The organism is Amycolatopsis sp. NPDC051102, from assembly GCF_040682815.1.
GTDB lineage: Bacteria > Actinomycetota > Actinomycetes > Mycobacteriales > Pseudonocardiaceae > Amycolatopsis.
On the sequence record NZ_JBFBBT010000005.1, the window covers coordinates 245,121 to 256,801 of the forward strand.

Below are 11,681 nucleotides of genomic sequence, written 5' to 3' on the forward strand. Positions count from 1 at the left end.
GGGGCACATGACTGCCGCATACGACGACTTCGCCGAGGCGTACACGGCCGAAAACGAAGCGAGCCTGATGAACGCCTACTACGAACGGCCCGCCGCCCTGGCGCTGGCCGGGGACGTGGCGGGACGGCGGATCCTGGACGCCGGCTGCGGCTCGGGCCCGCTGTTCGCGACGTTGCGCGAGCGGGGTGCCGTCGTCACCGGGATCGACCAGAGCGAGGGCATGCTGGCGCAGGCCCGGCGACGCCTCGGTGACGGCGCGGACCTGCGGGTCGCCGACCTGGCCGAGCCGCTGCCGTTCGGGGACGCGGAGTTCGACGACGTCATGGCGTCCCTGGCGCTGCACTACCTGCGGGACTGGGCGCCGACGCTGGCCGAGCTGCGGCGCGTGCTGAAGCCCGGCGGCCGGCTCATCGCCTCGGTCAACCACCCGATGATGGTCAACGTCACGCACCGCGCCGAAGGGCCCCGCCCGGATTACTTCGAGTCCTACACCTGGACCGACGAGTTCGAGCTGCACGGCCGCAAGGCGCGGATGACCTTCTGGAACAAGCCGCTGCACGCGATGACCGACGCCTTCACCGCGGCGGGCTTCCGGATCGCCGTCATCAGCGAACCGCACCCGGTGCCGGCCGCGCGCGAGCTGTTCCCCGGGGATTTCGAAATCCTCGACACGTTCCCCAGCTTCCTGTTCTTCGTCCTGGAAGCCGAGTAGGGCGTGCCCGGTGAACACCTCCTCGGCTTCCTCCGCGAGCTCGAGGCGACCACCTCGTGGACGGCGGCGGTGACGGAGGCCGGCGCCTGCGTGAAATGGGAGCTGAGCGGATCGACCTGGCAGGCCGCCGTGGTCGTCGAGCCGGAGCGCTGGCTCGGGCTGGAGTTCGCGGCGCGGGACCCGGTGAGCGGCCGGCGCGCGACCTACGACATCGACACCGACCTGTACCCCATCGCGCGGGACGACCAGCGCGAATTCGCCGGTGAGATCGAACGCGACATCGTCGAATTCCTCGGCCACCTGCGGGACGGATCCGTGCTGCGCGGGAACGACGGGCCGAAATTCGTGCTGGTGTTCCCGCTGGAGGGTTCCTACGTCCGCGTCGTCCGGGGCCGGTTCACGACGAGCGCGTCTTCGCACGCCGATCTCGGCGCCGCCGGGAAAGGCGGCACCTATGTTCCGGTGGAATGAGACGCGCTCAGTCCAGGCAGAACTCGTTGCCCTCGACGTCCTGCATGTTCTGGCACGATTCGTTTTCCTCGTCGGCGAGCAGGAGCTGCCCGCGGACCGCGCCGAGTTTCTCCAGCCGCGTGCACTCGGCCTCGAGGGCGGCGAGCCGCTCCTGGCCGACGAGCCCGGTGCCAACCCGGACGTCGAGGTGCACGCGGTTCTTGACGACCTTGCCTTCGGGCACGCGCTGGAAGTACAGCCGCGGGCCCACTCCGGTGGGGTCGCTGCAGGCGACCCCGGAGCTGTGCAGCTCGTACCCCAGCACCTCGCACCAGAACCGGGCGACGCGCTCGGGTTCCGCGCAGTCGAAGGTGACCTGGACCTGCCTGACCGACGTCATGCCGCCCACCCTAGGGTGCGCGGGCAAGGCAATTTCAGCCGAGCTCGTCGAGCAGTGCCTCGATCGCCGCGGCCATCGCCGCCGGGTCGCCGTCGCCCGGGCGCAGCACCAGGTCCGGTGACGACGGGCGCTCGTAAGGCGCGTCGATGCCGGTGAAGCCGGTGATCTCGCCGGCGCGGGCCTTCGCGTACATGCCCTTCGGGTCACGCGCCTCGCACACTTCCGGCGGCGTGTCGACGAAGACCTCCACGAACGGCAGCCCGTCGTGCACCGCCCGGGCCCGTGCCCGATCTGCCGAGTACGGGCTGATGAGCGACGCGATCGCCACCACGCCCGCGTCCGCGAACAAGCGCGCGACCTCCGCCACCCGCCGGACGTTCTCCGCGCGGTCCTCGGGGCTGAACCCCAACCCGGCGTTGAGCCCGTGGCGCAGGTTGTCGCCGTCGAGCAGGTACGCCGGGCGGCCCGCCGCGACCAGCCGGCGTTCCAGCTCGACGGCCACCGACGACTTGCCCGACGCCGACAGCCCGGTCAGCCACACCGTCGCCCCGCGGGTCGGGCGGTCCTCACGCCGCACCGCCGCGGTGTGCCAGACGACCGGGGACGCCGGTGCGCCGGTGATCATGCCCGCCGCGACCGTGTCGCCCGTGTGCTCGTCCACCAGCAGGAAGCCGCCGGTGGCGCGGTTGCGGCGGTACGGGTCGAACAGCAGCGGGCTGCGCGTCCGCAGCCGGATGCGGCCGATGTCGTTGAGCCGCAACGCCTCCGCCGTCTCGTCGCGGTGCAGCGTGGTGACGTCGAGGCGGTATTCCAGCCGTTCCACCGTGCCCCGCGTCTCGGTGGTCGTGTGGCGCACCGCGTAGGTCGCGCCCGGCGTCAGCGCGGCGCGTTCGGAGAACCAGCAGACCAGGGCGTCGACCTCGCGGGCCGACTCCGCGCGGTTGCCGGGACGGCACAGCATGGCCCCGCGGCCGAGGTCCAGGTCGTCGGCCAGCTCGACGGCCACCGCCTGGCCGGTGAACGCCTCTTCCAGCGGCTTTCCGCCCGGTCCCCACACCGCGCGCACCTTCGACGTGAAGCCCGACGGCAGCGCCACGACCTCGTCACCCGGCTTGAACACCCCACCCGCGATGGTGCCCGCGTAGCCGCGGAAGTCGGACCGGCGGATGACGTACTGCACCGGGAACCGGGCGTCGATCAGGTTGCGGTCGGAGGCGACGTGCACCTCTTCCAGCTGGTGCAGCAGCGAAGTGCCTTCGTACCACGGCATGCTCGCGCTGCGGTGGACGACGTTGTCGCCGTGCAGCGCGGAAACCGGCACGAACGTCAGGTCGGCGACGTCGAGTTTCATCGCGAACCGGCGGAAGTCCTCGCGGATCTCGTCGAACCGCTCCTGCGACCAGCCGACGAGGTCCATCTTGTTCACGCAGACCACGAGGTGCCCGATCCCGAGCAGCGACGCGAGGAACGCGTGCCGCCGGGACTGTTCGAGGACGCCCTTGCGCGCGTCGACGAGGATGAGCGCCAGGTCGGCGGTCGACGCGCCGGTCACCATGTTGCGCGTGTACTGCAGGTGGCCCGGCGTGTCCGCGATGATGAACTTCCGCCGTGGCGTGGCGAAGTACCGGTGGGCGACGTCGATGGTGATGCCCTGCTCGCGTTCGGCGCGCAGGCCGTCGGTGAGCAGCGCGAGGTCCGGGTAGTCCTCGCCGCGGTCGCGGCTGGCGCGTTCGACGGCGGCGAGCTGGTCGGTGAAGATCGCCTTCGAGTCGAACAGCAGCCGGCCGATCAACGTCGACTTGCCGTCGTCCACGCTTCCCGCCGTGGCGATCCGCAGCAGCTGCATCAGAAGTAGCCCTCTCGCTTGCGGTCTTCCATGCCTGCTTCGGAAATCCGGTCGTCGGCCCGCGTGGCGCCACGCTCGGTGACGCGGGTGGCGGCCACCTCGGCGACCACTTCGGACGGCGTCGACGCCGAGGATTCGACGCAGCCGGTGCACGTGGCGTCGCCGACGGTCCGGAACCGCACGGTCGCCTCGTACGGCGTCTCGCCGTCCACGAGGGACAGGAAGCGCGTGGCCGCCAGCAGCATGCCGTCGCGCTGGACCACCGGGCGTTTGTGCGCGTAGTACAACGGCGGCAGCGCGATCCGCTCGTCGCGGATGTACTGCCAGATGTCCAGCTCGGTCCAGTTCGACAGCGGGAAGACGCGGATGTGCTCGCCGCGGCGGTGCCGGCCGTTGTAGAGGTTCCACAGTTCCGGGCGCTGCGCCCGCGGGTCCCACTGGCCGTGTTCGTCGCGGAAGCTGAACACCCGTTCCTTCGCGCGGGCCTTCTCCTCGTCGCGGCGGGCACCGCCGAACACGGCGTCGAAGCCGCCCTCGCGGATCGCCCGCAGCAGGGTCGTCGTCTGCAGCCGGTTGCGGCTGGCCCGCGGGCCGGTCTCCTCGACGACGCGGCCGGCGTCGATGTCGTCCTGCACCCTGGCCACCTCGAGCCGCAGACCGAGGGCGGCGACGGTCTCGTCGCGGAACCGCAGCACCTCGTCGAAGTTGTGGCCGGTGTCGACGTGCAGCACGGGGAACGGCAGCGGCGCCGGCCAGAACGCCTTCGCGGCGGCGTGCAGCATCACCACCGAGTCCTTGCCGCCGGAGAAGAGCAGGACCGGGCGCTCGAAGGTCGCCGCGACCTCGCGGAAGACGTGCACGGCCTCCGCTTCGAGCGCGGCCAGGTGCGAGAGCTCGTACGAGGTCACGGACACCGGAAAAAAGTAGAACATGTTCTTGTCATCGGTCAAGCGGTGCGGGACGCTAGTGGCATGGACCTGGGCGTACTCGAAGAGATCAAGCGGCTGAAGTACCGGTACCTGCGCGGGGTGGACCTGAAACTGTGGGACGAGGTGGCCGACACCTTCACCGCCGACGCCACGGCCGACTACGGGACGCACGCCGTGGGCGGCGACGGGAAGCGGTTCGAAGGCCGCGACGCCATCGTCGGATTCCTCACCCAGAGCCTCGGCAACGGCATCATCACGGTGCACCACGCAGGTCAGCCCGAGATCGACGTCGACGGCGACACCGCGACCGGCCGGTGGTCGTTCACCGACAAGGTCATCGTGCCCGACCACAAGGTGATCATCGAAGGCGCCGCGTTCTACGAGGACACCTACCGCCGGGAGGCCGACGGCGCCTGGCGGATGACGCACATCGGGTACGTCCGGACCTACGAGTCGATGCTCTCGTGGGAAGGCAACCCCGGCTTCCGGCTGCTCGCGAACCGCTGGGCCGTCCCGGCATGATCGAGAACGAGTTCTCGTTGACCCGGCCGCTCGCCGACGCCATCGCCGAGGCCGAGAAACTGATCGCCGGGGCCCCGCACGTGCGGACCGAGCAGGACCTCCTCGAGGGGTACGACTACCTCGCCGGCAGCATCCGCGCGTCGCTGCAGATGGCCTGGGCCTACCAGCGCGACTTCCCGTACTTCACCGCGTCGACCGGGCCGTACACGAAGATGGGCCTGGACAACCCGGACACGCTGTACTTCAACGCGAACATCCGCGCCGACCGCGAGTACCTGGTCACCGGCGTCCGCGGCACCACCGCCGACCTGAGCTTCCAGGTCCTCAACGGCGACTACTCGCCGGTGGAGGTGCCCGACAGCCTCGCCGCGTTCGACGACCGGAAGATCGAAATCGGCCCGGACGGCCGGTTCGAGCTGCGCTTCGGCCCGGCTCGCGAGAACCCGGGCCCGAACTACTTCACCCTCGGCGAGGGCTCGTCGATGCTCGTCGTCCGCGAGGTCTACAGCGACTGGGCCACCGAACGGCGGGGCGAGATCCGCATCCAGTGCGTCGACACCGCCGGGCAGGCGCCGCCGGTGCCGGACCGGACCGCGCTGGCCAAGCGCTACGGCGTCACCGGCAAGATCCTGCTGAGCCGGCTGAAGACGTTCCTGGCCTTCCCGAAGTGGTTCTACTACGACCTGCCGGTGAACACGATGACCGAGCCGCGCTCGACGCCGGGCGGGCTCACCACGCAGTTCTCCTCGGCTGGGCACTACGAGCTCGGCGGGGAAGAGGCGATGATCGTCACCGTGCCGCGCTGCGCGGACGCGCCCTACCAGGGCATCCAGCTCGGCAGCCTGTGGTACGTCTCGCTGGACTACATCAACCACCAGACGAGCCTCACCACCGACCAGGCGCGCGTCGACCCCGACGGCAAGATCCGGTTCGTGATCAGCGAACGCGATCCCGGCCTGGCGAACTGGCTCGAACTCACCGGCCACGACCGCGGGTACGTGCAGATCCGCTGGCAGCGGCTCGCGCGCGACCTCGGCCCGGACGACGGCCCGGTCGTCGAGGTGGTCAAGACCGACGAACTGCCCGACCGGCTGCCCTACCACGCCGACGCGCGGGTGACGCCGGAGCAGTGGGCGGCGCGGATCGCGGCCCGGCAGGACGCCGTCGCCGCCCGGATGCTGGGGTGAGCGTGGACAACCTGCTGCAGGACAAGGTGGTCGTGGTCTCGGGGATCGGTCCCGGGCTCGGCCGGTCGATCGCCGTGCGCAGTGCGCTGGCCGGCGCCGACGTCGTGCTCGCCGCCCGCACCGAATCGCGGCTCACCGAGGTGGCGAAGGAAGTCACGGACCTCGGCCGCCGGGCGGTGGCGGTCCGGACCGACATCGACGACGCCGACTCCGCGGCCAACCTGGTGACCGAGGCGGTCAAGGCGTTCGGCCGGGTGGACGCGGTGGTGCACAACGCCTTCGCCGTGCCGCCGCTGACCGATCTGGCCACGGTGGACTTCGACGCGGTCCGCGCCGGGTTCGAGACGGCGGCGATCTCCGTGCTCCGGCTGACCCGGCTGTTCCTGCCCGCGCTCAAGGAGAGCAAGGGCTCGCTGGTGATGATCAACTCCGCCGTGCTGCGGCATTCGCGGCGGACGTTCGGGGCCTACAAGATGGCGAAGTCGGCGCTGCTGTCGCTGTCCCAGAGCCTCGCCAGCGAGCTGGGGCCGGACGGCGTGCGCGTCAACACCGTGGCGCCCGGGTACATCTGGGGACCGAACCTCCAGTGGTACTTCGCCTACCTGGCCAAGGAACGCGGCATCACGCCCGAAGACGTCTACGCCGAAACGGCGTCCACAATAGACCTGCGCAAGCTGCCCGAGCCCGACGAGATCGCCGACGCCGTGGTGTTCCTCGCCTCGCCGATGGCCCGCGCGATCACCGGGCAGTGCCTCGACGTCAACGGCGGCGAGTACCACCACTAGGAGGATTCATGCGCCCCGGCCGGGAAGACGTCGGCACCTTCGACGACCTGCACGCCTCGGCGTCGAAGCTCACCGGGCTCGGCGACTTCGGTGCGGACGAGTACGCCGAAGGCCTGCGCGTGCTGCTGGAGTCGTACGAGGCCGACGAGGAACTGACGCCGTACGGCAACAAGGTGCACCGGGCGATGCTGCGCGGCGCTTTGGTGGCGCGGCTGCTGAGCGAGGCGTCGTGGAAGCGGAACCCGGCCTACGCCGACGTCCGCATCGAGCGGCCGATCTTCGTCACCGGGCTGCCGCGCACCGGCACGACGGCGCTGCACCGGCTGCTCGCCGAAGACCCCGCGCACCAGGGGCTCGAAGTGTGGCTCGCCGAGGTGCCGCAGCCGCGGCCGCCGCGGGCGTCGTGGGCGGACAACCCGATCTTCCAGGGCATCCAGGCCGGGTACGAGCGCCACCACGTCGAGCACCCGGAGTTCATGGGCGTGCACCACATGTCCGCCGACCAGGTGGAGGAGTGCTGGCAGCTGCTGCGCCAGTCGATGCGCTCGGTGTCCTTCGAGTGCCTCGCGCACCTGCCGCGGTACTCGCGCTGGCTGGCCAAACAGGACTGGACGGACGCCTACGCCCGGCACAAGCGCAACCTGCAGCTGATCGGACTGCCGGACGCGGGCAAGCGCTGGGTCCTCAAGAACCCCAGCCACCTCTTCGCGCTGGACGCGCTGATGGCGAACTACCCGGATGCGCTGGTGATCCAGACGCACCGCTCGCCGCGCACGATCATGGCGTCGATGTGCAGCCTCGCCGAGAAGGCCGCGGACGGCTGGTCCACGAAGTTCCGGGGCGAGGTGATCGGACGCGGGCAGCTCGACCTGTGGGCCCGCGGAGCCGACGAGTTCAGCTGGGCCCGCGCGCGGCACGACCCGGCGCAGTTCTGCGATGTGCGGTACGAGGACTTCGTCGCGGACCCGATCGGCACGGTGTCCACTGTGTACGACCACTTCGGACTGGAGTTCACGCCCGAGGCGCGGACGGCCATGACGGCGGTGCACGAGGCGAGCCGGACGGGCGAGCGCAAACCGGTCCACCGCTACAGCCTGGCGGACTTCGGCCTGACGCCGGAGGAGGTCGACGAGCGGTTCGCGAGCTACCTCGCCGCCCACGGCTCGTGAGGGGTAAGGCGCGTTAGAACGCGCCTCACCACTCACGACAAGCTGTGGCAGGGCGCGGTGATGAGCTCGATCACCTCGTCCATCGTCGGTCCGGCCGCCATCTCGGCGGCCAGTTCCCGCGCGCGGTCGCGGTAGCGCGGATCGGCCAGGACGGCGCGGACGGCCCGGCGCAGCTTCCGCGGCGAGGCCGAGGCGCGGGCCCGGCCGATCCCGGCGCCGGACCAGGCGACCCGGGCGGCGACCTCGCGCTTGTCCTCGCTGGCCCCGACCACGACCAGTGGCACGCCGTGGCGGAGGGCGTGGTTGACGCCGCCGTACCCGCCGTTGCTGACCACGGCGGCGCAGCGGGGGAGCAGCTCGTCGTAGGGCAGGAACTCGGCCACCCGCACGTTCTCCGGCAGCGGGCCCGGCCGCAGCCGCCCGCCGCACGTCGTCGCGACGACGAGGACGTCTTCCTCGGCGAGGGCGTCGATGGTCGGTTCGACGAGCCGGCCGAGTTCGTCGTTCGCGATCGTCCCCTGGGTCACGTGCACCACCGGCCGGCCGCCGTCGAGGTCGGCCCACCACGGCGGCAGCGGGTGCTCGCTGGCCGCGCTGACCGTCGTCGGCCCGATGAAGTGCAGGGGCGCACCGGGGCGCGGGTACTCGAAGCCGGGGCAGGTCATCTGCAGCACGCCGTCGCTGTGCAGGGGCCAGTCCGTGAACCGCATGCCTGCGTCGCCGCCGAGCAGGTCGTCGGCCAGCTTCTGCGCCGGCCCGAGCACCCACGGCGCGAGCGTCTTCAGCACCACGCCCCGGAACCGGCCGGGCGGGCCGGTCGGGACGGGCGGCATGAACGGCACAAAACCCAGGGTCAGCACGCGCGGGCGCCGGTCGCGCCGGACCAGGGCGAGCCCGGCCATCATCAGCGGATCGCACAGCACGACGTCGGCGTCCCGCGCGTCGATGACGCTCAGCTGGTGCGGCATCGCGCGGACGAAGTTCGCGAGTTCGAAGCGGGCGAGCTCGAGGCCGCGCTTCCCGGCCCGCCCGGGGATCGAGCCGTCCAGGTCGGTCTCGTCGAAGTCGGCTTCCGGCGGCAGGAGCGCGACGGTGGCGCCCAGCCTCTCGAACGTCTCCCGGTACCGGGCGCCGGTGACGGCGGTGACCTCGTACCCGCTGCCGACCAGGGCCTCGACGAGCGGTTTCGTCGGGCCGGCGTGCCCACGGGCGGGCTGGACACAGACCAGGATGCGAGTCATGCGCTCCCCCTTTGAGCGATACGTTGTACTATCCAATTGATGACGATACCGGAAGGCGCGCGGCGCCGTTACGAGTCGCCGATGCGCGAAGCCCGCGCGCGCCGGACGCGTGCCCACGTCGTGGCGACGGCGGCGGAGTTGTTCGCCTCGCGCGGCTACGCGGGCACGAGCATGCGGCAGATCGCCGCCGCGGCGGAGGTGAGCCTGGAGACGGTGACGCAGACGGGCCGCAAACCGCAGCTGCTGCTCGCCGCCTTCCGTGACGGCTTCGCGGGCGACCCGGACGCGGCGAACCTGGACGCGCTGGCGGGTCCGGCCGGCCCGGCGGACCTGCCGGCGGTGGTGGCGAGCGTGGCCGCGGGAGTCCGCCGGTCACTGCCGATCTGGCGCGCGTTCACGACGGCGGCCGCGGCCGACGCGGAGGTGGCGGCGGCCCGCGCGGAACTGGCGGTGGCTCGCCGGGCGGAAATCGTGGAACGCTTGGAGGCGGCGGGCTTGGCGCCGGGGGGCGGTTCGGCCGGGCGCCTGGCGGACGCGATCGGGCTGATCACGTCCCACGAGGCTTACGACCACCTGACGACGGTGTGCGGCTGGGCGCACGAGGAGTACGTGCAGTGGGCGGCAGCGGCGATCCGGGCCCAGCTGACGCTCGGCTGGGACTGAGCGTCAGCCGGCCGCCGCCTGTAAACCGCGGGTGCCGATGCCGCGCAGCACTTCCACCCGCTCGGCACCCGGACGGCTCAGCACCCAGCTCGACCCCGGCACCGCCTTCGCGCGCTTCTTCAGCGGCGCCAGCAGCCGCGAAACCTCCTGGTACGAACCGATCGCGCCGCTCGCGCAGACCAGCGTCGCCAGCGACACCGTCACCGGCAGGCCGTCCGCCGTCCAGTGGCGGTCCAGCAGCGCCCCCGCCACCGTGGCGATCTCGTCGACGTCGCAGACCACCAGGAAGTCGTCGCCGCCCACGTGGCTCACCCGCATCCGGCGCAGGCCGCCCGCCAGGTCCGTCAGCGCCGCGCCCAGCTCGCGGATCAGGTTGTCGCCCGCGGCGAAGCCGGCCGTGTCGTTGACTTCCTTGAACGCGTCGATGTCCAGCCACGCCGCCACGAACGGCTCGCCGATCGTGATCCGGCGGGCCACGTCGCGGGCGACCGTGTCGCTGCCCGGCAGCCGCGTCAGCGGGTTCAGCGCCGCCGCCGCCTCGACCTTCGCCTCCGCCACGCCGCGGACCACCTCGGTCACCAGCACCACGCCGAGGCAGCGGCCGAGCTCGTCGACCACGACCACGTCGTCGCCCGTGCGGCCCCAGTCGGCGTCGGTGACCAGCTCGAGGAACTCCATCGCGCCCGCGCGGGCCTCGATCGTGTGCGGGGTGTCCGCGAGCCGGGCGGCCGGGCGCTTGGCGTGCAGCGCGTGCCCGTACGGGCCGGTGACCGCCACCAGGAACCGGGTCCGGTCGACCGACCAGCGCGGCCGGTTCAGCTCGTCCACCCCGACCACGCCGCTCGGCGCGTCGGCCGCCGCGAGCACTTCGCGGACTTCGTCGCACGTCGCCGTCTCGGGCAACGTCGTCGCCGGGCGGAGGAAGTCGCCGACGCACGGCGCCGGCGCGCCCGGGCCGTGCGTGCGGCGGCCGCGGGTGAGCAGGGCCGGTGCCGGGCCGGCGGCCGTCGGCGGGGCCAGCAGGTTGCCCTGCGCGATCCGGACGCCGAGGTCGCGGACCGCGTCGAGCTGCGCGTCGGTCTCCAGCCCGGTCGCGACGAGCCGGGTGCCGGTGCGGTTCGTGTAGTGCAGCAGCGCCTCGACCACGGCGACCGCGGCCGGGTCGTCCGGCAGGCCGCGCAGCACCGTGCGGTCGAGTTTCACCAGGTCGATCGGCGCCTCGACGAGCAGGCCCAGCGGGAGGTCACCGCGGCCGAGGCCGTCGAGGGCGAGCCGGAAGCCGAGGTCGGTGAGCGTCCGCATCCCGGCGAGCGCGCGGCCGGCGGGCAGCGGCGCGAACGGCGGACCGATCTCCAGGACGACGTCGCGGGTCCGGCGACCGGCGTCGCCGAGCTCTTCGAGGAGGTCGTCGTACATCGCCTGCGGCGCCGCGAGCGTGCGGGCGGAGAGGTTCAGGTGCAGGGGCAGTGACGTCGGGTTTTCGGCGTCCTGCCGGACGGCGGCTACCGCGAGGCCGAGGTCGGCCTCGGCGAGCCGGCCGTCGCGGCGTGCCTGCGTGAGGAGTTCGGGGACCGTTCCGTGGCCGGGCCTGGCCAGCGCTTCGTGCGCCACGACGCCTCCGGTGTGGAGGCTGTACAGCGGCTGGAAGGCGAAGCGGACCGCGCGTGGCGACTTCACGGGCCGATCGTCGCGGGTCGGGCGGCGAAGCGGAACCGATGTCGACTGATGTTCATCGGGGCGGCACCCCGGGTTCCTCACATCGGAGTAGCTGTTTCAC

General features: G+C 71.9%; 12 protein-coding genes. 7 read left to right on the forward strand and 5 right to left on the reverse strand.

Features of this window, described 5'->3' with window-relative positions; translation table 11 throughout:
- Positions 1-7 precede the first annotated feature (7 nt).
- Together AB0M93_RS18390 and AB0M93_RS18395 are read left to right on the forward strand one after the other, a co-directional pair.
- Positions 8-712: a methyltransferase domain-containing protein gene (locus tag AB0M93_RS18390; protein WP_364274891.1), complete on the forward strand. Its 705-nt coding sequence runs from the start codon at positions 8-10 to the stop codon at positions 710-712.
- Positions 713-715: 3 nt separating this feature from the next.
- Positions 716-1,183, forward strand: a complete 468-nt coding sequence (locus AB0M93_RS18395) for a hypothetical protein (RefSeq protein WP_364274893.1) — start codon at positions 716-718, stop codon at positions 1,181-1,183.
- Positions 1,184-1,190: 7 nt separating this feature from the next.
- Here the strand turns inward: AB0M93_RS18395 and AB0M93_RS18400 are convergent, their stop codons facing one another.
- Genes AB0M93_RS18400 through cysD form a run of 3 tightly spaced genes read right to left on the reverse strand, consistent with a single transcriptional unit; the run spans position 1,191 to position 4,340 of the window.
- Positions 1,191-1,562 carry a VOC family protein gene (locus AB0M93_RS18400; RefSeq protein ID WP_364274895.1) on the reverse strand — a complete coding sequence of 124 codons (372 nt, stop codon included), beginning with the start codon at positions 1,560-1,562 and terminating at the stop codon, positions 1,191-1,193.
- A 34-nt stretch (positions 1,563-1,596) separates the two neighbouring features.
- Positions 1,597-3,408 carry an adenylyl-sulfate kinase gene (cysC, locus tag AB0M93_RS18405; RefSeq protein ID WP_364274897.1) on the reverse strand — a complete coding sequence of 604 codons (1,812 nt, stop codon included), beginning with the start codon at positions 3,406-3,408 and terminating at the stop codon, positions 1,597-1,599.
- Positions 3,408-4,340, reverse strand: coding sequence for a sulfate adenylyltransferase subunit CysD (cysD, locus tag AB0M93_RS18410; protein ID WP_364275169.1), 933 nt, complete (start codon positions 4,338-4,340; stop codon positions 3,408-3,410). Before cysD ends, cysC begins: the two co-directional genes overlap by 1 nt.
- A 39-nt stretch (positions 4,341-4,379) precedes the next feature.
- On the opposite strand from cysD, the gene AB0M93_RS18415 reads away from it, so the two are divergent.
- Genes AB0M93_RS18415 through AB0M93_RS18430 form a run of 4 tightly spaced genes read left to right on the forward strand, consistent with a single transcriptional unit; the run spans position 4,380 to position 8,000 of the window.
- Positions 4,380-4,859 carry a nuclear transport factor 2 family protein gene (locus tag AB0M93_RS18415; protein ID WP_364274899.1) on the forward strand — a complete coding sequence of 160 codons (480 nt, stop codon included), beginning with the start codon at positions 4,380-4,382 and terminating at the stop codon, positions 4,857-4,859.
- On the forward strand, positions 4,856-6,046 hold the full coding sequence (locus AB0M93_RS18420) for a hypothetical protein (RefSeq protein WP_364274901.1): 1,191 nt from the start codon (positions 4,856-4,858) through the stop codon (positions 6,044-6,046). Before AB0M93_RS18415 ends, AB0M93_RS18420 begins: the two co-directional genes overlap by 4 nt.
- Positions 6,043-6,831, forward strand: a complete 789-nt coding sequence (locus AB0M93_RS18425; protein WP_364274903.1) for an SDR family oxidoreductase — start codon at positions 6,043-6,045, stop codon at positions 6,829-6,831. The genes AB0M93_RS18420 and AB0M93_RS18425 overlap by 4 nt, the downstream gene beginning before the upstream one ends.
- A gap of 8 nt (positions 6,832-6,839) precedes the next feature.
- The gene (locus tag AB0M93_RS18430; RefSeq protein WP_364274905.1) at positions 6,840-8,000 is read left to right on the forward strand and encodes a sulfotransferase; all 1,161 of its coding nucleotides are present in this window, start codon (positions 6,840-6,842) and stop codon (positions 7,998-8,000) included.
- A gap of 32 nt (positions 8,001-8,032) precedes the next feature.
- On the opposite strand, the gene AB0M93_RS18435 is transcribed toward AB0M93_RS18430, so the two are convergent.
- Positions 8,033-9,241: a nucleotide disphospho-sugar-binding domain-containing protein gene (locus tag AB0M93_RS18435; RefSeq protein ID WP_364274907.1), complete on the reverse strand. Its 1,209-nt coding sequence runs from the start codon at positions 9,239-9,241 to the stop codon at positions 8,033-8,035.
- A 39-nt stretch (positions 9,242-9,280) separates the two neighbouring features.
- Here AB0M93_RS18435 and AB0M93_RS18440 point away from each other — a divergent pair, with 39 nt between their 5' ends.
- Entirely contained in the window at positions 9,281-9,904 is a 624-nt protein-coding gene (locus tag AB0M93_RS18440; RefSeq protein WP_364274909.1) for a helix-turn-helix domain-containing protein, read from the forward strand.
- 3 nt (positions 9,905-9,907) lie between these two features.
- Here AB0M93_RS18440 and AB0M93_RS18445 read toward each other — a convergent pair whose 3' ends face one another.
- On the reverse strand, positions 9,908-11,581 hold the full coding sequence (locus AB0M93_RS18445) for a GGDEF domain-containing protein (protein WP_364274911.1): 1,674 nt from the start codon (positions 11,579-11,581) through the stop codon (positions 9,908-9,910).
- Positions 11,582-11,681: the final 100 nt, after the last annotated feature.

Excerpts from the sequence above, each read along its gene's own strand:
- AB0M93_RS18430 (WP_364274905.1), top strand. The coding sequence starts at position 6,840 with ATGCGCCCCGGCCGGGAAGACGTCGGCACCTTCGACGACCTGCACGCC.
- cysD (WP_364275169.1), bottom strand. The coding sequence starts at position 4,340 with ATGTTCTACTTTTTTCCGGTGTCCGTGACCTCGTACGAGCTCTCGCAC.
- cysC (WP_364274897.1), bottom strand. The coding sequence starts at position 3,408 with ATGCAGCTGCTGCGGATCGCCACGGCGGGAAGCGTGGACGACGGCAAG.
- AB0M93_RS18420 (WP_364274901.1), top strand. The coding sequence starts at position 4,856 with ATGATCGAGAACGAGTTCTCGTTGACCCGGCCGCTCGCCGACGCCATC.
- AB0M93_RS18440 (WP_364274909.1), top strand. The coding sequence starts at position 9,281 with ATGACGATACCGGAAGGCGCGCGGCGCCGTTACGAGTCGCCGATGCGC.
- AB0M93_RS18435 (WP_364274907.1), bottom strand. The coding sequence starts at position 9,241 with ATGACTCGCATCCTGGTCTGTGTCCAGCCCGCCCGTGGGCACGCCGGC.
- AB0M93_RS18415 (WP_364274899.1), top strand. The coding sequence starts at position 4,380 with ATGGACCTGGGCGTACTCGAAGAGATCAAGCGGCTGAAGTACCGGTAC.
- AB0M93_RS18390 (WP_364274891.1), top strand. The coding sequence starts at position 8 with ATGACTGCCGCATACGACGACTTCGCCGAGGCGTACACGGCCGAAAAC.
- AB0M93_RS18400 (WP_364274895.1), bottom strand. The coding sequence starts at position 1,562 with ATGACGTCGGTCAGGCAGGTCCAGGTCACCTTCGACTGCGCGGAACCC.